A 23,380-nucleotide genomic window follows, 5' to 3' on the forward strand; every position below is an offset into this window, starting at 1 on the left:
AATTGACTTGCTATTTTGCTTCTCTGTATTGGACCTGAATGTCCATTTTACCCTTCCATTGCTTTGGAATCTTCATGCCCAATTCCCAATGGATCGCATTAATCACCAGGCGCTGAAATGACTCAATTTTGAAATCGTCCGGGTGACCCAGCGTCGTCATGAAAATTTTGGCGCCGAATGAATTCGTTCCTGTCCACGCAACCGGATTTTCGATTGCTTCTTTATCAGGATCAACGGATTTGCCCATCAAAAGCCATGTTGAGCCCTTGGTTGGATAATCTGGCAAAACTCTGTAAAGCCACGACCGAGCATGAAATGGGCCCGTGACGCCGGTTAAGATTGGGTTTTTTGCCTGTTCCGGGATGACGGTCACGTCCGTGCTGCTTTTGTGACCATAATGCGTGTGCTTGGCAGCGCCGCCCCATCCCGGAGGGCCATTCAGTGCAAACTCACCGAAGGCATTCCATTTCTCACTTTCATGTCCTTTCGGATAATTGAATGCGTGCGTGGTTGTACGAAATCCCATCAAAGGTTTTTTCGATTTAAGATAAGCATCGATGTAAGCAAGCTGCTCCTTGGGAAGCTGCCGCCAGCGCAGATAAAAAACGGCCAGATCTGCGTCTTTCAGCGCTTCCAGACCTGGAATGTCGGTTTCGCTGTTCGGGCCAGGATAAGCTTTGAGCACGATTGTGCGCATGCCATAATTTTTTTCAAGCTCCGCCGCAATGATTGGCAATGTTTCTTCGCCGCTGTATTCGTGGTCACCGGTCACAAATACGACCAGCGGTTTTTTGTCTTTTTGAGCAAAAACATCATTTACATTGGACAAAACAATCAGCAGCAATGCAAGAAGAAAAAGGGAACGTCGTCTCAGATTCATTGGGAAGCGATTTAGGAAAAATTCTGTAACTATTGAGATATAACGCAAACAACCGGAATAACTACTGTCTCTATTTCAAGACTGTTTCATCCAATTTTTCCCTTACTTTTTTATAAAAATTCACAAAGCAAGGTGTAAAATAGTTGCTAACTGTCTAAAAAGACTTAATAAAACTTGAATCCGATCGTGGCTGAAAACCTGGAAAGGTCCACGCTGTTGTCTTTGGAAAGATGAAGTGTTTCTTTATTGAATGCAGTGGTGCGGTCGAGGCGGTAAATGGCGCCCATGGTGGCTGAGCCGGTCACATTTATGGCAAATCTTGGGCTGATGCGGTGCTCGAAACCAACACTTACGCCCCATCCCATTGTTTTTCCGTTGAAGGTAAATTGCTCCTGCCCAACTTGCGTTTTATTTTGATATGGCTGATAACCAAGCAGCAAGGATGTCAAGACGCTATTCTTCGGGTTTTTCATAATGGCACGGTGAATGACTTCACCGCCCAGAATTTGTATCGTGACATCTTCGGTCAATGCGTTTTGCTGACTTACCTTGCTTTGATAGCGGTCATATTTCAGACCAAAACCAACCTTTTTCCAAGGGAAATAAGTGACCTCACCACCAAAGGATATTCCTGATTTCAAGTCTTTAATGTAACGTTTCCGTGCACCATTCAGCAGACCGGCGGAGCGGAAGGCCCTTTGTGCATAACCGCCATTCAGCCCGAAGCCCCATTTGGAACCGTCGACCTGCTTTTCGGCCTTAGTGACATCCTGCGCACGCAAATGCAGACAGCATAACAAGGTGATCAGCAGGAATGTGAATGTAAATCGCTTCATTGTGTGAGTGAACGTGGCAGGCACCGATCCCAAAACTACTGATTTAGGAGCAAAAAAGAACAGGCTGCGACATGCATATTTGTCATATTGCGGGCTTAACGCCACTGCTTTTCAATTTTTCTACAATAAACTGACCGATTTGCCGCCCCTGCGTCTGTCCGTTTTCAATGGCATCGCGGTAATGTATCCCGCCATATAAGCGCGAAATGGCCGCTTCTTCGGCTGCCTGACGGAAAGATTTGAAATCGCGCGTGGGCAAATCAAATATCACTTCTGTGTCGTCACGGAATGCGAAATTGTCTCCAAGCAAGAAAGTAAGGACCTCTGAAACTGCCGTGGAAATGACGCTGTGCCCGCTTGTATACTCGGGAAAAGGTGGCGTTTGAAGCAATGGCTGCCATTTTTGATCAATCATGCGCGTAATTACTGTTTCGGGTCGGACGCGGCTGCTGCGGTATTTTTCGTCCCAGCAACTAATGAATGCATCCATTAATGTAGCGGCGGCAAGCGCATGCACCATAATGCCTTTATCCAGATCCAGACCGGCCTTTGAAGTGGCGATGCCCGTAATGTTCATCCAATGCCCGCCGGGACTGATCTTTTTGAAACCAATCGACATATGCCCGGAAGTGTTGATAGCGAACGGGTTGCAGTCCCAGTAGGAAGCAATGAAGCGTTGTTGCTCATTCAGGTTTTTACCCACTTCATAAACCTCTTTCGTAAGCTTATAGAAAGCACTCGCGGTGTCTTTACTGAATTCAACGGGCGGTTTGGGGGGAAACTGGCTGCATGTGTCGAGCATCATTGGGCGGATGGTTTTCCAATGCGGCTCAACGCCTTCCATGTAACCCGGTGGTGTCGGAAACCAATATGCATCGCCCTTTTGGGGACGATAGCGCACGCGCGTGCTGAGTTTCAGATAACCGTCTGTTGCCGCGTTTGCTGCGATTTTTTTGGCAACTTCCTGTGCAGCGGCCACGGCTGCATCAATGGTTTGCTGCTTATGCCCTTCTCGCAATAAATTGATAATGAGCTTTTTCTGATCTTCTTCGAGCATATAACCAGACGGAAGAATGAGCCGACCGGTTTCCAGAATGCTGTAAAGGGCTGCAATCTGATAATTGTAAGCAGGCGCAGCCGTGATTGTGATCGGGTCAATGCTGCGGATAAATTGCGTTGGCGATGTGATTTGCTTGTTGTTTTGGGCCACGATTTCGTAGGCGCCCATTAAACAATAAGTGTAAAAGCGGCTTGCAGCAGGCGGATTCACCACATCGTGGATCATGACCATGGTAACAGCGAAAACGGAGGGCTGCAAATGCGCGCTCAACTCCACTTTTTTCTTCTGCCCCACCGCGGCCTGGCCGATCAGCAAAGCCAGCATTAAGATTAAACGATTCAATTTTTTACTGTTTTATAAAATTGCAGCTGCTGGTTAAAAGCACCAATCACCAAATGCGGCTTTTTGTTGACATTGATTTGCACGCATGACTTCACGTCACCCACAACAGACAATCCGGAAGCGGGCTGAGCCACATAAGCAAAGCCGCCTTTTCCGTCTCCGGCGAGCAGACAGCCATAATTCGCATCCATGCTGCCGATTTTCAGGCGGTTATCCGTTTTATTTCCTAACAAAAGCAGATCATTATGTCCATCATTGTTATAATCTGCTGATGTAATGTTGCACACGGGAGCAAATTGCGCCTGCACGGGCAGGATTGCTTTTTCGAAAACGCCATTTTTATTCATAAAGCAAACGGAGCGCATTTCTGTGACTTCCAGTTTTGTGGCGTTGCTCAGTTCTTCGGGAGAAAACATGTTTGTGATGGACGCATTTGCGTAATCCTTATAATAAGGAAATTTTTTGCGCATCGGATAAATCTGATCATTCAGCTCGTCGCGGCTTACGAATGGATACGATTTGCCTTGGACATAAAAGCTGAAAAATGGGTCAATGGAGCCGTTTTTGTCAAAATCTGCAAAATAGAGTTCTGCCGGTTCCTTTTCCGATGCTTTAATCTGCGTGTTCAAACCCATATTTCCCAAAACCAGATCCTGCTTGCCGTCTCCGTCCAGATCCTCAACTTTTAATGCAGACCAAAATCCGGAAACTTCCTTCTGAAAGAACGTCGAAGTTTTGTCATCAAAATCCTTTCCATTGTAAGAAAATATTTTGACCGGCATCATTTCTCCAACGATGATCAACTCCACATTTCCATCATTGTCCAGATTCGCCCATTGCGCATCCGTAACCATTCCAATGGTGAAAAATGGCGAATCCTTGACCTTATAAGCGCCTTTTCCATCATTAAGCAACAAATAAGAAACGGGTGATTCGGGATAGCGCCCAGGAATGATGCGACCGCCGATGAACAGGTCCAGGTCACCATCTTTATCAAAATCAAAAGGCCGCACGCATGATTTGCTGCTTGCTTTCAGGTTGGGAAGCGACAAAACGGAGAGGTTAAGCTTGCCTTTCCCGTCATTGAGATACATTTCATCCTGCAATGAAATCGTGTTGGGCTCAAACATGGAATAACCGCCTTTTCCGACATACAGATCATCAAAACCATCACCATTTGCATCAAAGAAAACGGCGCAGGTTGCCGCGGAAATATTTTCATCGCCAACAGCAAAACCAGCCAGTTCCGTGAATGTGCCGCCCGTTTGCTGCATCCAGATCTTCGCTTGCTTATTCTGATCCCCGCTTACAAAAATATCTTCCAATCCATCTTTATTAACATCGCCTTTTGCTACAATGGGGCCCGTTTGCGAATACATGGAAAGCATCAGTGGCTGGCGCTTGAAATCGTTTTCGTTAAAGCCTTCATGCTGATAAGCAATGCCGATATCGGCAGGCTGGAAAATTGGCGTTTGTTTGTTTTGAACAATTGCGTTGATTGATTTTGCGGTTTCAGATTTTTCCAAAACCAGCAATTGATTCGTCTTTAAATCTTTCAAAACCTGTGTCGCGCCATCGGGCCAGATCACTTTTAGAGAATCAATGCTCGTTGCTTTTTCCACGCCAAAGTGCAGCCGCGTAGGCGTGCAGGACAGATAACCCCGGTTTGGATTCACTTCCTGATATTGCTGAATGCCATTGGAATAGATATAAACTTTGGCGCCAACACTGTTTTTATTCGCATTGGCCTGATTCAGTTTGATCTGAAACCAGGCATTGCCTGCTTGCTCCCGGCTCATGCTTTGATAAATGAATGCGGGATCATTGATGTTATTCACCACCAGATCCAGGTCGCCGTCGTTGTCCAGATCCGCGTAAACGGCCCCGCTTGAAACCGCAGGATGTTCCAGGCCCCATGCTGTTTGTTTTTTCGAAAAAGTAAGATCCTTGCTATTTTGGAAAATATAACTCATCAGCTTGGTTGAAGGCATTGCCTTAATCAGGTCCATCAGCTGAAAAGGCTCCTTATCGACTGCGCGCCGGATTTTGTAATCGCCCCAATATTTGAGAAAATCCTTATTGGTGTAATCGCGCAAATAACCATTTGAGACAAAAAGATCTTTATAACCATCATTGTCAAAATCGGCAAACAGCGGGCTCCAACTCCAATCCGTGTTCGAGACGCCCGAAAACTGCGCGATTTCACTGAATGTGCCGTCGCCATTGTTGAGCTGCAACATGTTGCGCATGTATTGCTTGTGCAGCTTCTGGCTCATCATCAGCTCGAATGCCTCGTAATTTTCCTGCAATTGCAACAACTTCTGGCGCTGATTGTCTTCGGGAAGCATGTCGAGCGACATGACGTCGGGCAAGCCGTCGTTGTTGAAATCTGCAATGTCAACGCCCATTGAGAATTGGGCTAAATGTCTGAAATACTGCTGCGTAACATCCGTGAATGTTCCGTTATGGTTATTAATGTAGAGATAATCCGATTCGTTGTAATCGTTGGTGACGTAAATGTCCTGCCAGCCGTCCTGGTTAATGTCGGCAATGGCCATTCCAAGCCCGAACGTCAATGGATATTGGTGAATGCCTGATTTTTGGGTAACCTCTTCAAAATGATTGTTTTTATTTTCAAACAGCTTGTTGCCCGCGAGCATATCCGTTTCCTGTTTGAATTTGGCGAGCTCCATATTGTCAATTTTCTTGACGCTATGATTCAACAGCATCATATCCAGATCGCCATCATTATCGTAATCAAAAAATGCTGCCTGTGTGCTGTAACTAATGTTGTCGAGGCCATATTGAGCCGCCTGTTCCAGGAATTTGAGATTTCCCTGATTGATAAAGAGCTGATTTTTACGTTTCTCATCTTCAACCTTGCCCGAGTAGCAAATGTGAATGTCCAGTAAGCCGTCGCCGTTGACGTCGGCCATGGTAACGCCCGTTTTCCAGCCGCCTTTCCGGCCTTCCAGGCCTTTGGCCGCTGCCGAAGTAATGTCTTTGAATTTCAATGATTGGCCCTTTGCAGCTCCCAGATTGAGATAAAGCTTATTGGGCCCCATATTGGAAGTGAAAAAAAGATCTTCAAAACCATCGTTGTTAATGTCACCCACCGCCACGCCGCCGCCGTTGTAAAAGTATTCGTAGGACATCACATTCTGCTTTTCATCCTCGCTGATCATATTCGCGAAAGCAATGCCGGTTTGCTTGGCAGGGAGCAATTGAAACAATGGCTGCTGCGCTCTGACCGCGGTGAAATGGACAGTGAGAACGAATACAAAAATCAGGTAACGAAGGCGCTTTTGTATATACATTAAGCGATTGAGCCTGTTTAAGAGAGGATGATATTACGCAAAATAAAAAACTTCAACGAAAGGTTGAAGTTAAAACTTAGTGCAATCAATTTGTTTGAAAGCGGTAAGAAAATTTACATTTCTTACCGCTTTAATATTATTTTTTATTTGTCCCACCAAACGCGCGAAACCCAGTTGTCTCCGCTGGCAAGTCTGCCGATTGCATCGCCGTAGTTGGCGCTGTTTTGCGTCGCTTCCGTTGTAGGATATGGTTGCCTTCTTGGAATAGCGCCTCCTGAGAAGTTGCCTACATAATTAACCGGCTTTAATTCAGGATAGCCTGAACGTTTCCAGTTGTTCCATGATTCGTTGAAGTTGAACAAAATGCCCGTTGTTGCCCAGATCTGCTCATTAATTTGTTTCAATGCATTGGCTGCCACCAACGGGTGCGCAGTTGCATAAGCATCGGCTGTTGCCGCAGTTACTTCCACCGTTGCGCCATATCTGCCAAGTGATTGAATGCCAGCCGAAACACCATTCTTATAATGTGCTGCTGCAGTTCCCCCAACGGCATAACCTCTCGTCACGGCCTCTGCAAGAAGCAATTCTGTTTCAGCATAAGTCAGTACAAAAAGCGGTGCGCTTCTCGCACGGAATGCTGCCACGGGACGTGAATATTTGCCGATCGGCGTCACATTTGCGCCTGTTCCTGTTCCGCCGGGGTAACCCGCTGTTGCAGTGATATCGGTTGCGCCACCATTCATGTCGTAGCCATTTGGAAGTCCCAATTGCACTGCGGGCGCCGAGTTGCCTGGATTTGTAAACTCCTGATTGGCTGTAAGACCTGCCGCTGGAACCTCGGCAATTTTACCCAAACGCGGGTCATTGTTTGCTTGCAGATAGTCGATCAATGTCTTGCTCCATCTCACCTGATAAATGTCAGCCGGGGTGGACAAAGCTGCTCCGTATCCATTTGTATAGCCGTTCGCATCGTCCATTACAACATATGCATCATCTGCAACGCTCGCAAATGTGCCGCCTGCCGCTGCTTTTTCTGCGTAAGTTTTTGCCGTTGCCGGGTCTGCCTTTGTCAAACGCATGGCCAGTTTTAGCATGAGCGAGTAACCGTATTTCTTCCATTTGGTAACATCGCCTTTGTAACCTGCGAATGCATCATTCGTAGGAAGTGCAGCGTCAGCGCTCAATGCTGCCGTTGCCGTTTCCAGACGGCTAAGCAATGATTTGTAAATGGATTCCTGCGTGTCATATGCCGGAAGCGTGATGCCGGATTTTGCCTGCAATGCTTCTGTATAGGGCACGTCTCCATAAGTGTCGGAGATGGTTGCAATTGTTTGCACCTGCATAATGATCGCAATGTTCATCAGGTTGGCCAACGCAGGTTTGTCTTTCGTAAGCTGTTCCATCTCGTAAGCAAGGCTGGCTGCACGAAAATCCGTGTTCCAGGTGCTGGCCAAGTAGGAGTTTGTATTGCTGGAAATAACATATTTGTCCCCATTGGAATAGTAATTGGCTGCACCGGATGTGGTGGAAGCCAACAATTGCACCCACATGCTTTGGAACAAAATTCCGCCATTATAGCCTGCCGTTGCGGCTACGTGATTGTATTGAACCGATGGCAGCAGCAGATTCGCATCAAAACTCTCGCCGGATGCTTTTGTTGGGTCGGTGTTTAGTGCGTCAAAATCGTCTGTACAAGACAATGGAAGCAAGCCCGCCAGTATTATTATGGATAACAGTCTCTTTTTCATATTGCTTTTCATTTAAACTTGAAGTTTACGTTCACACCATAATTACGGGTTGCAGGTAAACTGGTCCCTTCGATACCAGCGTATCTCAGGTTTGCTCCGAAAGTCGCTTCCGGGTCAATATTTTTGGATTTCTTCATCACGTAAAACAAGTTTCTGGAAACCAGAGAAATGTTTACCGCACGGATCAAAGGCCATTTTTCAACAACTCTTGCGGGAATGTTGTAGCCAAGCGTGATTTGGCGCAGCTTGATGAAATCACCGTCTACAACGCTTAAACCGGTTACATTGTTGGCAAGTGCCGTGTAATATGCCTGTGCTGTTGCAGTGACCGTGTTGGCAGCTCCCGACTCGGAAACTCCTGTCGTAATTCCCGATTCGCGTCCTTCCAATGTTGCCTGATGCAAACCACGTCTGTATGCGTAGTTTTCAGTTGCGGAAAGGATTTTGTTGCCAAAATTGTAGTCAAACAGGAAGGAAAGGTTAATGTCTCCGAAGCGAAGGTCGTTATTCAAACCACCATACAGCGTTGGCAAAACAGTTCCGTAGCTTTTCAAATCACCACGAACCGGCAAGCCTGACGCGTCCACGACGATCTGGCCATTGCCTGCATATTTGTAATCGTAAGCGCGGATCTGTGGTCCGGCCTCGCCCACTACGAACGCAGTAACCGCATTACCCAATGTTGCACGGTTAGATCCCAAAGTGATCTGGTTGCTGTCAGCATCTGTGCTCAGGATCTTGTTTTTAACTGATGTGAGGTTGAAAGACACATTCCAGTCGAATTTCGTAGTTCTTACCGGAGAGCCTGTCAACATTAATTCAAGCCCGCGGTTTTGAACCGAACCTGTTCCCACCACACCTCTTACATAACCTGTTGCGCTGCTGTAATTGGCAGGCATGATTTCATTTTTTGTTTTTTGATCATAATAAGCAAGATCCAATCCCAGACGGCTGCCGAAGAATTTCAATTCAAGACCAAATTCTACTTCGCTTTTGGTAAATGGTTTCAGGAACAAGTTTGGAAGCTCGTCACTGAAATTTCCTGTTGCCACACCGTTGAATGCATTGCCGACACCATAGTAAATCGCTGTTCCATAAGCCGTTGCAGGTTCACCACTTGTGCGGGCATATGATGCACGAACTTTCCCGAAGCTCAGCTCAGGAATGCTTGCAATGTCGGTAAAGATGAATGATCCCGTAACCGATGGTGTGAAAATGCTTCTTGCTGCGCTTGGCAATGTTGAATATGTGTCATAACGTCCCGTTGTGCTCAGGTTCAAAATGTCTTTATAACCCAAATCAACGTTGTAGTAAGCCGACTGCACTTCTGTGTTGGTCACTTCGTAATTCCGGTTGAAATTCACGACGTTGTTCCAGCTGTACAAATAAGGAAGCACGAACGGGCTGCCGCCAATCTGCACTTTTTCATACTGGTTTTTTCTAAGGTTCGCTCCCGCGATCGCATCAACGCTAAAATCACTTCCGAATTCCTTGCTGAAACCGATTAACCCATCCACATTCAGCTCCGAACGCTGCGCATTGGACAATTCATCCAAACCGCCTTTTCCTGCATTCGAAAAGCCCGTTCCCCATGGTGTAACTTTGAAAATGCGATCATTTGCATTGTCATAACCCATTCTTGCCTGCGCGTAAAGCCAGTCTGTAAACTGGTATTTTACGGCCAAAGCTGAGATCAAGCGCTTTCTTGTAACATCGTTAACAAACTGATTTGTAACAAAATAAGGATTGGTAACATATTCATCATCACTGAAAACGATCTCTTTGCCCGTGGTTGTGTTGTAACCCGGAGACAAAATGCGCTGATCAATGTTGGTTGCCAGGAACATTCCGTTATTGGCGTTCATCGGGCCATCACTCAAAACCGGCTTGGCTTTGACTTTTTCATTGATATAATTGGCCATCACATTCACGCTCAGCTTCTTGGTAATGTTCTGATCTGCCGTCAGGTTGATCGTTTTTCTTCCTAAGCCGCTGTTTTCAATGATCGACTTCGTGTCCAGATTCGCAACCGATAACCTGAACGATCCGTTATCGCCGCCTTTGGTTACAGAAACGCTGTTTGTGAAGTTGGAACCTGTGCGGTAAAAATTCTTCACATTGTCTCGCTGTGCGGAATATGCGTAATTGTTTCCGTCAAACTGGATCACTTGCGAGCCGTCCAGTCTTGCGCCCCAGCTCATCCTTGCAGTTTGTTGTGCCAATGCAGCCGTTGTTGGTTTTGCGCCACCAATGCCCTGACCATAAACATATTGAAAATCAGTCATATCGCGTGGCTGATCCATGGAGTAGTTCAGGTTGTAATCGACTGAAAAATCTCCTTTTTTACCTGCTTTTGTTTTGATCAAAATAACCCCGTTGGAAGCCCTTGCACCAAACAATGCGGATGCAGCCTGTCCTTTCAGTACGGTCATAGACTCAATGTCGTCCGGGTTAAGATTTCCAATTCCGTCTCCGCCATCAGCGCCACCCCATTCTCCCGCACTTCCGCGCTGCGTGTTGTCCATCGGAACACCATTAATCACGATCAATGGCGAGCCGCCAGAGTTCATACTGGGCATACCGCGCATGAGGATTTTGGCTGTTCCACCTGGGCCGCCGCTTGTTCCTTTTACGTTCAAACCTGCCACGCGACCTGCCAGTGAGTTGGCAACATTCGTTTCGCGCGCCCGGGTCATCACTTCACCGCCAATCGTGGTCACCGCATAACCCAGTTTTCTGGATTCCTTGGAAATACCAAGTGCTGTTACCACAACTTCTTCGAGATTTGCAACGTCAGGAGCCATCTTCACATCCACTGTGCTTCTGGTTCCCACACTTACTTCCTGCTTCAAATACCCGATGGAGCTGAACACCAGCACGTCCGTATCCTTAACCCCCGAAACGGAATAATTTCCTTCCGCATCTGCATTGGTTCCTCTTGTAGAACCTTTCACCGTCACAGCTACACCAGGAAGGCCCTGGTCCTTCTCATCTGACACTTTACCTGTTATCGTCCTGTCTTGTGCGAAGGCTGACAACGAAGCGAATAGCAGAAAAAGCCCAAGCGGAAACAATCCCCTTGAACGGCTTTTAGATAGCTTTTCTTTCATAGTTAGGATAAATTGGTACATTAAAATTACGTTAAAATTGGTATCTGCCGAAGATTACGCAAGCGTAAGCAGCGGAGCGACAAATATCCTAAGTTATCTGTTAATTAAATAATTTTAATAAAGAAGATGGGGATATTTATTTTTCTAACGTAATTTTTATAAGAGAGGAATCCATTTTAATAACTGCAAAGTTATAGTGTAGGTGCCCGTAAATTGTGCAGTTTAAGTTCAAATACGGTTACTTTTTGACGAGGAGCGATTTGTGGAATTTGTAAGACACCAATTTTGAATTGTTGATAGCGCCAAGCAGAAACGTCTCTGTGCCGGCATTGACAATCGCCAGATCGCGCACTTCTCCTGTGATGTAAAGTCCGCTGCGGGACTGGGGAACATACTCAAATGCCAGGTTGCCTTTATTCAAAAACACCTGCACGAGACTTGCATCATTTCTGCCCATGCGCACGCGTGTTTTTGTAAGATTTCCGCCCAGGATCAGGTCAGATTTACCATCTGCATTCACATCAAAAAGTGAAATGGCGAAGACAGGGGCGAATTGTGCTTCCACAGGTAAGGCATGGAAAACAAGCTTTCCATTCGCGTTTTCAAGAATACCGCTTTGAAAAACTTTGGCAGAAAGCTTTTGTGCGCTTTTTAGTTTTTCTTCGGGGAATATCTCGGCCAATGTTGCTTTGGAATATTTTACGTAATTCGTGTATTTCTTTTTGAGCGACGGCACCTGATCCAAAAGCTCGTCACGGCTTGCATAAGGCATTTCCACGCCGCCTTCCGTTACGGCGATAACCGGCACAATCCTGTTCAAATTGTCATAATCTGCTGCATACATGGAAAGTCCGGATGGCGAAGTGACATTCCACTGCCAGTTGCTGCCCATGTTGCCTACAACAAAATCTATATCGCCATCCTGATCCAGATCAGCCGGTTTGATCACATTCCAGCAGCCATTCAATGCGGCTGTTCCTCTTGCTTCGCTTGCATTGGAAAGTTTGCCCGCGTTATTATTAAAAACCTGAACAGGCATCCAGTCGGCTGTAACGACCAATTCGGGAAATCCGTCTTTGTCCAGATCTTCAAAAACTGCGTCGGTTACCATTCCTGCATTGCTAAGCTGCGGAGCAATGTCCTGCGTTTTATCCGTGAAATTCCCTTTGCCATCATTGGTAAATAAAAAGCCGCCAGCACTTTTGGGAAAGCGCCCTGGCGTAACGCGTACGCCCAAAAAGACGTCGAGGTCGCCATCGTGATCTGTGTCCGAAACGGCTATTGTGCCTGCATTAGATGCAATTTTCGGGAAAGAAGTCCTTCTGAATAAGCCGTTCGCATTGGTGTACAGGCGAGGAATTAGCAACGGATCTTCCGGATTGAGCTCATAACCAGCACTGACAATCAGCAAATCCTCGTCCCCGTCGCCATCCGCATCGAGAAAGGCTGCATCGGCATCTTCATATGCCGCATCTCCTTCAAATTCCGGTTGTTGAGATTTAACAAATTGCCCGTTTTGGCTGAGAAACAGGCTTCCGGCCTGTCCTCTGGCGCCGCCAATGTAAAAGTCATCCATCCCATCGCCGTTAATGTCCTTTTGTGCGATTTTGGGACCGTTGTAACTGAGCATATTAGGCAGCAATGTCTGAATGCGGAAATCATTGCGCTGGTCTTCAATGTGGGTAAAGTCAACATTTGCAGCTGGCTCCCAATAAGTTGGCGACTTGATGAAAGGAACGTCAGCGCCTTTTTTGGCATCCGAATATTTGACGGTCAACGACTTGTTAATTGCAGGACTTTTTAGCACTTGCTGGCTTCCATCCGCCCAGGTCACACGGAGCGAATCTATCTTGCTGTCCTTGCCTAAACCGAAATGCACCTGATCCCATTGCGCAGACTGAAATCCACGCACGGGCATAAAATGTTCCGTTTGTGTAAGCGAATCAGAATATAATGTCAGTTTCGCTCCTGCCAGATATGCGTATCTAGGCGATTCCAGTTTTACTTTCAAGAAGTTCGCTTTCAGCTTGGTTTCTGCATTGTTTTTATAAACGAAGGCTTTTTGATTCACATTATTTGTCACAATGTCGAGGTCGCCGTCATTATCGAGGTCGGCGTAAACTGCGCCGTTGGACTGGTTTGTTTTTTCAAATCCCCATTCGGCGATCTTCTTGGTGAAAGTTAGTCCTTTTTGATTTTGGAAAATAAAATCGGGTTCATTAATAGGCGGCATTTCGGCAATGATCTCCATTTGATTTGGTGCCTTTCCTCCCTGTCCGGCCTTCACCTGAACATCCGTTGAGTATTTCAAAAACTCCATATTGGTGTAATCGCGGGCATAACCATTAGAAACGAAAATGTCTTTCCAGCCATCGTTGTCAAAATCTCCCATTAGCGCAGCCCAACTCCAATCCGTGTTCGAAACGCCCGCCAGCTGGCCAATTTCAGAGAAAACGGGCACACCATTCGCATTAACGCCATTGTTCAGTTGCAGCATATTACGCATGGTCTGCTCGTGAAAGCCCGCGCGCAGCAGCTGCTGATATTTGTCGTAATTATCGTCTCCGGCCGTAAGTTTGAGGCGTTCGTTGGAAGCAGGCAGCATGTCGAGCGTCAGAATGTCAACGAGGCCGTCATTGTTCAGATCGGCAGCGTCGGTTCCCATGGAATAAAGGGAAACGTGACCGGTTGCTTCACGGATCACTTCTTTGAATTTGCCGTTTTTTTGATTGAGATAGAGATAATCGTTCTCGTTATAGTCATTGGAAATGTAAATGTCCTGCCAGCCGTCATCATTGAAATCGCTGACATTAATGCCTAACCCAAAGCTCAATACGTTTGAAACTATGCCCGACGAATCGGTGACATTGACATATTTACCGGCATCATTGCGAAGTAATTTATTGCCGTAAGCTTCATTGCGCTGCTCGCGGTAACTGCCTAGCAAGTTGCTGAAACCAGCATATTTTTGTACGGAATGATTGAGCAAAAAACAATCGGTGTCGCCATCGCGGTCGTAATCGAAAAAGACGGATTGGGTGGTGTAAGATTTATCATCGAGTCCATATTCAGCAGACTTTTCGGTGAATGTAGGTATGCCATCTGCTGTTTTACCATTGTTAATATACAAAAGCTTGCTCCTCAGTCGCGGGTCCTGCGCGCCGGCCCGGCACACGTAAATGTCAATCCAGCCGTCGTCATTGATATCCACCACCGAAACGCCCGTTTTCCATCCTTCATTCAATGCGGTTCCCGACTTCTCCGAAACATCTTCAAATTCCAATTCTCCTTTGTTCAAATAGAGTTTATTGGCCACCATATTTCCGGTGAAATAAAGGTCAACAAGCCCGTCATTGTTAAAATCGGCTGCTGCAACGCCTCCTCCATTATAAAAATAACCGTATTCGAGAACATTGTTCGTCGCGTCTTCGTCGATGAAGTTATTGAAATTAATGCCTGTCTCACTGGATTCAAGCGATGTGTAAAGCGTGTCCTTTGATTGGCACGAGGCAATCAGGAATGTGAGGAAGAGGAGAGCGCGGCTATTTTTCATTATGATTCCTGCTGATTTTATTACAAAAGAAAGGATTACTTCCTATAACAAAAAGGCAGGCATAGCGCCCGCCTTTTTGCTCAATATTAGCACATTTGACCGATCAGTTTTTATCCCACCATAACGGCGTGCTTGCTTTGTCGGGACCACCCAATAACTGGACAGCTGCCTCAACGGCTGCTTTGTTTGTTTCTTTTTCTGCTGTAATGAATGGAATCCTTCTCAAAACTGCTCCTGCTGGCACATCCTCATTTTCAGAGTTTACCACCGGATAAAGTTTAGGATAACGCGTTCTTCTGTATTCAGCCCACGCTTCGATTCCATCCGGATATAAGGCCAGCCATTTTTGCGTTCCGATTTTCTCACGTTTTACAGCAGCTGTTGCAGCTTCGTCCCATTTGATAGACACATCAGACAATGCTGGTGAATTCTGCTGATCGCCAGGAGCAACAGGTTTTGCAGGACTATTGATATATGCAGTCACTGCTGCACCGGTAAGGCCCCACTGCGCCATAGAAGCTGCGATGCCTTTTTCATACAAATCCTTTGGCGTTCCACCCATGTTCCATCCATTCAAAGCACCTTCTGCACGAAGAAAATATGCTTCTGCTGTATGCATGATATCCTGTGGCGTTTCAAATTTGGTGTCCCACGCAGCTCCTGATCCGGTCACCCAGCGCGTTCCCACGTTTGAGTTGTCGTTGTTCAGGTTTTTAGGAAGTGCGAGCTGTGTTGGGCTAAGTCCGTTTCGCAAGCCATCGTATGTTTTTGTAGTTGTCGCGGGCTGGAAGTAAATCCCGATCCGAGGATCCTGGTAACCTTTCAATACAGACTCCATGGAAGCACTCATACGGAACTCATTCCATACGGCAATGCGGCTAAGCCCGTTTCCATCATCTCCGACAAGCTTTTTAACCATGTAGGCGTCGTCAGTAATTTCTGTCATCACACCAGCAGCATAAGCAGCCTCGGCTTGTTTTTTGGCTTCTGCCGGATCCACTTTCGAAATCCGCAATGCCAGACGAAGGCGCAATGTGTTGGTAAATTTGATCCATTTTGCAACATCACCTGCATAGATCAAGTCGAACGTTCCGTAAGGTTTCGCCGCAGCATTCGCCTTTAAAGCTGTGTTGGCCGCATCCAGACGAACAAAGAAATCTTTGTAAATGTCTGCTTGCGCGTCATATTTAACACTAATCGCTGGCTTACCTGCATCAAAATACGGGATTGGGCCATAGTAATCCGTCAGCCTGTGAAATGCATAAACCCACATTACATTTGCAAGCGCATATTCGGCAGAGTTAGGGTCAGTTTGTTCGAAAAGCGTTTTCAGCTGAGGCACCACCTGCGTGTAAATCGGATTCCAGTGACCAGTCAGCCAGTCAAAACGCATCACATAACGATCGGAAGGAAAGTAAGTGGCCGACGTTGCGAAATACTGGGCATAAAGGTCCGCGAAGAGATTTTGCGCGATCTGGTAAGTTCCGCTTTGGTAAGACGCCTGCTGCTCCGCACGCGAGAAAAGGAACGGCAGTTCATCCTCTGTCAGCGTGGTGAGCTTCGTCTTGCTCGTATTCATCTCTTCAAAATCACCAGTACAGGCCTGCATAAGACCCGCCGAGCCGAGGACCATTCCGGCTAATGCAAGTTTTTTATATTTATTTGAAATGCTCATTTTGTTATCGAAAGAAGTGGTTTTTACTAAAATCCTAGTTTCAGGTTTAATCCGATTGTTCTTGTGGAAGGAAGGTTTCCGTATTCAATTCCCTGGAAGTTACCGGCACCCAAATTCACATCCGGGTCAAACGGCAGCTTGCGTTTTTTCACACCTGGAATGTCAAGGATTGAAGAACCTCTGTAAAGGAAGAACAAGTTACGCGCTACGAATGACAGTCTTGCCGATTTGATAAAGAAGCCTGAGCCAGTTGGAATTTCATAACCCACGCTCAACTCTCTCAAACGAACATTGGTTGCAGAATAAGTGAAGAACTCACCCCACGAATAACGACCGCCTGAAACTGTCGTCCAGAATGTTTCAGCATTGATCGGTGAAGTGTTGGCTTCTCCTGACGAAGTTACGCCTGGCAAAATCCATCCGCCTTCGCGGTGATCCGTTGTGAAGTCTCCCGTTCCATCAAATGCAAGGTTAGCCGCTGTTCCTGAGGTCATTACTCCGCCGAAGCGGCCGTCGATCAGGAAGCTTGCTGTGAAGCGTTTGTAGGTGAAAGAGTTATTCAAACCGGCAGTAAGCTTAGGGTTAAAGTTTCCGATATACTCATTTTCCTTGCTTACAACAGGCTTTCCACCATTGTTACCCGCTGTGTCCGGCGCAGTGACAACCAATCTTCCCTGCGCATCTCTCATCCAGCGCTGCGCGATCATGTCACCATAAGAACCGCCCTCTTCTACAACCGGCGTTGATGTACGACCAAATCCGCCGCCGCCCAGGAATGCACGTTTTACGTTTGGATCTAGCCTAACAATTTTATTTTTATTTTTGGCCAAATTCAATGTTACATCCCAGCTGAAGTTATCCGTTTTCACTGCCTTCGCAGTAACAGAAAGCTCGAAACCTTTATTATTGATTTTACCAGCATTGATAAATTGCTGAGAGAAACCAGAAGCTGGTGCCAATGAAAGTGAAAGCAACTGGTTGACTGTGTTGGAGTTGTAATAAGTCACATCCACACCCAGTTTCCCGCCGAACAAACGCAGGTCAAGCCCGAATTCCGTAGAAGAAGAAATTTCCGGTTTCAGATTTGTAGCAGGCTGAGTTGGGTCACGATAAACGTAACCGCCTGTTCCGCCTTGGGTAAATGTATAAGTTTGCGACAGCAAATAAGGATCTGTGTCATTACCCACCTGCGCCCATGATCCGCGAAGTTTGGCAAAACTGATCACACTCGGCAATTGAAATGCTTCTGAAAGGATCAAATTAGCACCAAATGACGGATAGAAGAACGAGTAAGGTTTCGGCAATGTTGACGACCAGTCATTTCTTGCAGCAGCATCCACTGTGAAGAAATCTTTGTAGGAGAACGATGCAGTTCCAAAAACGTAATGCAATTCTTTTTCATTGAAATTGGCGATCTGCGATAATGTTGACGCAAACGAAAGGTCAAACTTGTTAGGCACCAGCAAACCATTCGCATTGCCACCCACTTGTGAATAACGCTTGTAAGTTTGTCCAGCACCAAAGTTGTAAGTCAAAGCAAAATTCTCACCGATCTTGTTATTTCCCGAAACGATTACGTCAAGGTTTTTTTCAAGAATCGCGACCGAAAAATCCTGATAAGAACCACCCGGGCCTGCGAAAAGCAATGTGCGGTTAGCCCAGCTTCTGTTGATGCGGTCGTCGTAACGGTCGTAGCTGATCCGGCCTTGAATGTTAAGCCAGTCGGTCAGGTTATATTTTGCAGAACCAAGCGCAGTAATCCGGTTACGTTTTTCATCGTCCGAAGTCTTGTTCATGGTCCAGTAAGGGTTCATATAGATAGAAGAGGACGTCCAGTAAGTTGGCTCGCCAGCTTCATCTTCATATTCTTTGTAAGTATTCAAATCAACACTTCTAGGCACTTTGTAAACATTCATCACCAAACCGCTTTCTTCGCCAGACTTAGGCTTGTTTTTGATGTCCTGGTTTACGTAAGTGATTTTTGCATCCGTTGAAAAACGTTTGGTCAACTGCGTTCCAATGCGCACATTAAATGTATGACGCTGCAAGCTGTTGTTTGGAACAATGCCTTGCACACCGTTATATGCATAAGATGTATAAGTCTGAACCTTGTCCGTTCCTGCCGAAATCCCAAAAGAATTGTTGGTTGACACGCCTGTACGGAAGAAGTTCTTCACATTGTCAGGAAAAGTCGTTGTAGCAGGACCCCAGCTGCCATATGAGTTGGAAGTTGTTCCACCCGCTCCCTGTCCGTAAGTATTTTGAAATTGCGGAAGTAGAAAAGGATTTTCAACCACAACACCTGAATTGATATTCGCAGTTACTGCGCCTGCCTTGCCTCTTTTGGTCGTAATCATCACCACACCGTTTGCAGCGCGGCTACCATAAAGGGCCGATGCAGCTGCTCCCTTCAACACGTTCATTGATTCAATGTCGTCTGGGTTAATGTTCGACGCACCGTCACTGCCGTTTGTTCCGCCAAAGTCATTTCCAACCTGACCCTGAACCGTGTTATCAATAGGAACGCCGTCTACTACAAACAATGCATTGTTATTTCCACTGATAGAACGGTTTCCGCGAAGCACGACACGCGTTGCAGATCCCGGACCGCTTGAACCTTGTGTTACCACAATCCCGGCCACTTTACCGGACAGCGTGTTTACGAAGTTGGCATCACGGACGTCGGTAAGCTGTTTTCCGGCAATTTGCTGCGTCGCATAAGTCAGCGACTTTGCACTTCTCTCGATTCCGAGTGCGGTTACCACAACCTCACCCAAATTTCGCACATCCGGCTCGAGGCTCACCTGCACCGTTGTCATCGCGCCCGTTACGCTCACTTCTTTTGATGTGTAACCGACGGAAGAAATAATAAGTGTGGTTCCTGATGGAGAAACTGCAATTGAAAAACCGCCGTCTGCATCTGATGTTGTTCCCCGTGTGGTTCCCTTAACGAGAACGTTGGCGCCAGGTAATCCTGCACCATTCTCATCACTGACCTTCCCGGTAACTTGCCGGTCCTGGGCGTAAGATGGTAAAGTAAAAGATGCCGCTGCAAGAAGCATGAGCAGCATACGAAGTACACTTCTTTTCATAGGTCAATCTGGGTTTCTTTGAATTTTTATGAAATTTATAATTAATAAAGAACACAAACAATTTATTTGGCCAAATTTAATTGCACTAAACTAATATTTTGCCTTTTTCACCATAAGAAGTCGTTAAAGTGATATTAATGACACAAAAAGAAATATTATTTGTCGGTTCAACAATTATTAATTGCGTGTCGTATTTTTTGCGTGCTCGAAACACAATCCTGTAAAGGGCATTTCCGCATATTTGAAGAATTGGAGAACTTAGCGAATGCTGGCAGCCAAATATTAGAATTGTTAAAGCGTCGCCGTGCAGCGCTGCACGCCAATTTCACGGATGCAACTAGTATTATTGCAAGAAGGAAGTTGCAAAGGAAAGCCTGCGGCTAATCGTATTTGCGCCACGCACCCAGAATGGAACCGGTAATTGCGTACACAATTACGCTTACACCTCCATCTATAAACGAGAGCATAAGAGGCCGCATGGAGAACATATCTTTGACGACGATTTCGAGGAAAACGAACACGAAGCCGAAAAGCAGGCCGATCGTCAGACCGGAAGCGAGTGACTTTACCGGGATTTTGATAAATACCCACGCCAATGTGAGGGCCATTAAGGCAGATGAAACAATGCTGGCAAGATATTGAAACGGAGTCGTTCCCGCATTGAGTTGCGCAACAGTAAAGCCATTTAAAGCCATCCATTGGTCAGAAAAGATGGTATACCATAATGCTGGTATGACCTGACCTAACACCACACAAACAAGCACGGCCCAAAAATTGACAGATTGCTTTCTCATAAAAAGAGCGTTTTATTCAGTCATTGGCGGGAACTTCCCGGGCGGGCCTCCCGGTTCAAATATAAGATCTTTCGGAAATAATTGTGCTTTTTTATCTGGATGATAGAATAAATTCGACGTTGCGCTTCAAACCTTCATATTTTGTACGCTTAATGGGCGAGCGCCGGAACAATTCGCGGAAAACGTCTTCTGTAATTTCCTGCCAATCGGAGTTTGTGAAGCCTGTCAGATTTTCGGGCAAGTTAAATTCTTTGGTGGTGTGCGGCTTGGCAAACCGGTTCCACGGGCATACATCCTGGCAAATGTCACAGCCAAAGATCCAGTTTTCCATTTTTCCCTGCGCTTCTTCGGGAATGGCTTCTTTGAGTTCAATGGTGTAATAACTGATGCATTTGCTGCCATCCACAACGAAAGGCTCCGTAATGGCATCAGTGGGGCATGCGTCCAGACATCGCGTGCAGGTGCCGCAGTAATCCTGAACTGCTCCGTCGTAGGAAAGATCGAGATCGCAGATGATTTCACCAATGAAAAAGAAGCTGCCCATGTCCCTGTTGAGCAAATTGGAATGCTTTCCAACCCAGCCCAAACCACTTTTTGCAGCCCAAACTTTGTCCATAACCGGCGCAGAATCCACGAAAATCCGGCCACTCACCTCCCCGATTTCCTCCTGGATCGCGAAAAGCAACTGACCCAGCTTTTCCTTTAATACAAAGTGATAATCGGTTCCGTAAGCGTATTTGGAAAGTTTCAGATCCTCCGGACCTTCGGGCAATCTTTGTTCGGGATAGTAATTAAGGAGAACGGATATGACGCTCCTGGCGCCGTCGACAAGCTTTCTGGGATCAAGCCTTTTGTCAAAATGGTTGGCCATATAACCCATTGCACCATTATGGTTCTTTTTAAGCCAGTTTTCGAGCCGCGGCGCTTCTTCTTCCAGAAAATTTGCTTTCGAAATGCCACAGAAATCGAACCCCGCCTCCAATGCTTTCGCCTTGATAAACTGACTCCGCTGCTGCCGTACAAGATCTTCTGCTGTCATTACACAAAGTTACGAATTGATTGTAAAATGCCATCTTGTCAGTATTTTAGGCCTGGCAAAATAATTTAGGGTCTAATGGGTTGATTAAAACGTCACAATATCATTTAGAATTATGCCTGAAAATATCGAATCCAACATAGATCAAGACAAAAATTACGAAATGAACGAAGAAACTGCGCCGCTCGGGGCTGACAATACAGACAACGAAGAAACGATTGCAACTAATTCTGTTCCATTGGACAATGCTGGAAAAGAGATTTTGAATGAATCACCAGCAGCAAAAGACTCACTCGAAGAGGCTAAAATTGAGATCGGTGAGCTGAAAGACAAATACATTCGTTTATATGCCGACTTCGAAAACTTCCGTCGCCGCACTGCAAAAGAAAAACTGGAAATGATTTCTGGCGCGAGTGCAGACATGGTAAAGGTTATTTTGCCAATTGTTGACGATTTCGAGCGTGCAAAAGTCTCTTTCGAATCTTCATCTGAAATTGACGCATTAAAAGAAGGTGTTGATTTAATTTATACAAAGCTTTATAAAACGCTTGAAGCAAAAGGACTTAAACCAATGGCATCCAAGGGAGAAACCTTCGATGCTGAATTGCACGAGTCTATTGCGCAATTCCCTGCGCCGTCGGAAGATCTTAAAGGTAAGGTGATTGACGAGATTGAAAAGGGATATTATCTTAACGACAAAGTGATACGTTACGCGAAAGTGATCGTAGGAGCTTAATTTTTAGCAACAAAAAATGGCAAAGAAAAGAGATTACTACGAAATCCTCGGCGTAGATCGCGGCGCAGCGGCTGACGACATTAAGAAAGCATATCGCAAGCTGGCGATTAAATTTCACCCGGACAAAAATCCGGATGATCCCACTGCGGAAGACAAGTTTAAGGAAGCGGCGGAAGCGTACAGCATCCTGAGCGATGAAAACAAACGTGCACGTTACGACCAATATGGTCATGCGGGTGTAGGCGGTGCCGGAGCTGGCGCCGGCGGTTTCAACGGCGGCGGGTTTACAATGGATGACATTTTCTCCCAATTCGGTGATATTTTCGGTGATAGCAGTCCATTTGGTGACATTTTCGGACGCACTGGCGGTGGCGGCGGACGCAGGGTTCGCAAAGGTTCTGATTTGAGAATCAAGCTGAAATTGAACCTGGAAGAAGTCGCAAACGGTGTTGAGAAAAAAATAAAAGTTAAAAGACACGTTACTTGCAACACCTGCGGTGGTAACGGTGCCAAAAACGGCACTTCGCTTACCAACTGTAATTCTTGTAACGGAACAGGTCAGGTTAGAAAGGTCGTGAGCACAATGCTTGGCCAGATGGTTTCTACGAGCACTTGCCCAACTTGTAACGGCGACGGCAAGATCATCAGCGAACGCTGCGACTCATGCGCCGGAGAGGGAAGATTGCTGCAAGACGACCTGATCACGCTTAACATTCCGGGCGGTGTGGCGGAAGGAATGCAACTATCCATGTCGGGCAAAGGAAATGTGCCTACACGCGGTGGCGTTGCAGGAGATTTGCTGATTGTGATTGAGGAAGAAGAGGATGCGCAGTTGAAACGCGATGGGAACAACATTGTTTTTGACATGCATTTAAGCTTCATCGACGCAACTTTGGGGACATCAACAGAGATCCCAACGATTGACGGAAAAGCAAGAATCAACATTGAATCCGGAACCCAGGCTGGAAAAATCCTGCGTTTAAAAGGCAAAGGAATCAAAGATTTGAATGGTTATGGCAAAGGCGATCAACTGGTTCACATCAATGTCTGGACGCCGCAGCAACTGACTTCCGACGAACGTGAAACATTGGAATCACTGCGTCATTCGCCGAACTTCCAACCGAAACCGGGGAAAAATGAAAAAGGATTTTTTGATAAAATGAAAGATTTCTTTCATTGAAAGCCGTTATCAAATCATTAA

General features: G+C 46.2%; 13 protein-coding genes. 2 read left to right on the forward strand and 11 right to left on the reverse strand.

Going from position 1 to position 23,380, the window contains the following annotated elements; genetic code table 11:
- Positions 1-10 precede the first annotated feature (10 nt).
- The 11 genes from LZG73_RS16495 to queG all read right to left on the reverse strand — a co-directional run bounded on the left by LZG73_RS16495 (position 11) and on the right by queG (position 21,446).
- Complete coding sequence (locus LZG73_RS16495; RefSeq protein WP_233852381.1) at positions 11-880, reverse strand: ThuA domain-containing protein; 870 nt, start codon at positions 878-880, stop codon at positions 11-13.
- Between the two features lie 164 nt (positions 881-1,044).
- A complete protein-coding gene (locus LZG73_RS16500; protein ID WP_233852383.1) occupies positions 1,045-1,716 on the reverse strand; it encodes an outer membrane beta-barrel protein in 672 nt (223 codons plus the stop codon).
- Between the two features lie 82 nt (positions 1,717-1,798).
- Positions 1,799-3,118, reverse strand: a complete 1,320-nt coding sequence (locus LZG73_RS16505; RefSeq protein WP_310588447.1) for a vanadium-dependent haloperoxidase — start codon at positions 3,116-3,118, stop codon at positions 1,799-1,801.
- Complete coding sequence (locus LZG73_RS16510) at positions 3,115-6,435, reverse strand: VCBS repeat-containing protein (protein WP_233852385.1); 3,321 nt, start codon at positions 6,433-6,435, stop codon at positions 3,115-3,117. Before LZG73_RS16510 ends, LZG73_RS16505 begins: the two co-directional genes overlap by 4 nt.
- Positions 6,436-6,578: 143 nt before the next feature.
- Positions 6,579-8,183 carry a SusD/RagB family nutrient-binding outer membrane lipoprotein gene (locus tag LZG73_RS16515; RefSeq protein WP_233852387.1) on the reverse strand — a complete coding sequence of 535 codons (1,605 nt, stop codon included), beginning with the start codon at positions 8,181-8,183 and terminating at the stop codon, positions 6,579-6,581.
- An 8-nt stretch (positions 8,184-8,191) separates the two neighbouring features.
- A complete protein-coding gene (locus tag LZG73_RS16520) occupies positions 8,192-11,293 on the reverse strand; it encodes a SusC/RagA family TonB-linked outer membrane protein (protein ID WP_233852395.1) in 3,102 nt (1,033 codons plus the stop codon).
- A gap of 238 nt (positions 11,294-11,531) precedes the next feature.
- Positions 11,532-14,846 (reverse strand): VCBS repeat-containing protein, encoded by a 3,315-nt coding sequence (locus LZG73_RS16525; RefSeq protein WP_233852397.1) that lies wholly within the window; start codon positions 14,844-14,846, stop codon positions 11,532-11,534.
- Positions 14,847-14,949: 103 nt separating this feature from the next.
- Entirely contained in the window at positions 14,950-16,521 is a 1,572-nt protein-coding gene (locus LZG73_RS16530) for a SusD/RagB family nutrient-binding outer membrane lipoprotein (protein ID WP_233852399.1), read from the reverse strand.
- A gap of 26 nt (positions 16,522-16,547) precedes the next feature.
- Positions 16,548-19,613 (reverse strand): SusC/RagA family TonB-linked outer membrane protein, encoded by a 3,066-nt coding sequence (locus LZG73_RS16535; RefSeq protein WP_233852407.1) that lies wholly within the window; start codon positions 19,611-19,613, stop codon positions 16,548-16,550.
- 380 nt (positions 19,614-19,993) lie between these two features.
- Entirely contained in the window at positions 19,994-20,407 is a 414-nt protein-coding gene (locus LZG73_RS16540; protein ID WP_233852409.1) for a DUF1761 domain-containing protein, read from the reverse strand.
- A gap of 91 nt (positions 20,408-20,498) precedes the next feature.
- On the reverse strand, positions 20,499-21,446 hold the full coding sequence (queG, locus tag LZG73_RS16545; protein ID WP_233852411.1) for a tRNA epoxyqueuosine(34) reductase QueG: 948 nt from the start codon (positions 21,444-21,446) through the stop codon (positions 20,499-20,501).
- A 112-nt stretch (positions 21,447-21,558) separates the two neighbouring features.
- Between queG and LZG73_RS16550 the strand changes: the two genes are divergently transcribed.
- Both LZG73_RS16550 and dnaJ read left to right on the forward strand, forming a co-directional pair.
- Positions 21,559-22,179: a nucleotide exchange factor GrpE gene (locus LZG73_RS16550; protein ID WP_233852413.1), complete on the forward strand. Its 621-nt coding sequence runs from the start codon at positions 21,559-21,561 to the stop codon at positions 22,177-22,179.
- A gap of 16 nt (positions 22,180-22,195) precedes the next feature.
- Positions 22,196-23,359, forward strand: a complete 1,164-nt coding sequence (gene dnaJ / locus LZG73_RS16555; protein ID WP_233852415.1) for a molecular chaperone DnaJ — start codon at positions 22,196-22,198, stop codon at positions 23,357-23,359.
- The last annotated feature ends 21 nt before the right edge of the window (positions 23,360-23,380 follow it).

This window comes from Dyadobacter sp. CY326 (genome assembly GCF_021390515.1).
Classification (GTDB): domain Bacteria; phylum Bacteroidota; class Bacteroidia; order Cytophagales; family Spirosomataceae; genus Dyadobacter.

What these genes read in the sequence shown, in the direction of transcription:
- LZG73_RS16495 (WP_233852381.1), bottom strand. Translation starts at nt 880, where the DNA reads ATGAATCTGAGACGACGTTCCCTTTTTCTTCTTGCATTGCTGCTGATT.
- LZG73_RS16500 (WP_233852383.1), bottom strand. Translation starts at nt 1,716, where the DNA reads ATGAAGCGATTTACATTCACATTCCTGCTGATCACCTTGTTATGCTGT.
- LZG73_RS16510 (WP_233852385.1), bottom strand. Translation starts at nt 6,435, where the DNA reads ATGTATATACAAAAGCGCCTTCGTTACCTGATTTTTGTATTCGTTCTC.
- LZG73_RS16515 (WP_233852387.1), bottom strand. Translation starts at nt 8,183, where the DNA reads ATGAAAAAGAGACTGTTATCCATAATAATACTGGCGGGCTTGCTTCCA.
- LZG73_RS16520 (WP_233852395.1), bottom strand. Translation starts at nt 11,293, where the DNA reads ATGAAAGAAAAGCTATCTAAAAGCCGTTCAAGGGGATTGTTTCCGCTT.
- LZG73_RS16525 (WP_233852397.1), bottom strand. Translation starts at nt 14,846, where the DNA reads ATGAAAAATAGCCGCGCTCTCCTCTTCCTCACATTCCTGATTGCCTCG.
- LZG73_RS16530 (WP_233852399.1), bottom strand. Translation starts at nt 16,521, where the DNA reads ATGAGCATTTCAAATAAATATAAAAAACTTGCATTAGCCGGAATGGTC.
- LZG73_RS16535 (WP_233852407.1), bottom strand. Translation starts at nt 19,613, where the DNA reads ATGAAAAGAAGTGTACTTCGTATGCTGCTCATGCTTCTTGCAGCGGCA.
- LZG73_RS16540 (WP_233852409.1), bottom strand. Translation starts at nt 20,407, where the DNA reads ATGAGAAAGCAATCTGTCAATTTTTGGGCCGTGCTTGTTTGTGTGGTG.
- queG (WP_233852411.1), bottom strand. Translation starts at nt 21,446, where the DNA reads ATGACAGCAGAAGATCTTGTACGGCAGCAGCGGAGTCAGTTTATCAAG.
- LZG73_RS16550 (WP_233852413.1), top strand. Translation starts at nt 21,559, where the DNA reads ATGCCTGAAAATATCGAATCCAACATAGATCAAGACAAAAATTACGAA.
- dnaJ (WP_233852415.1), top strand. Translation starts at nt 22,196, where the DNA reads ATGGCAAAGAAAAGAGATTACTACGAAATCCTCGGCGTAGATCGCGGC.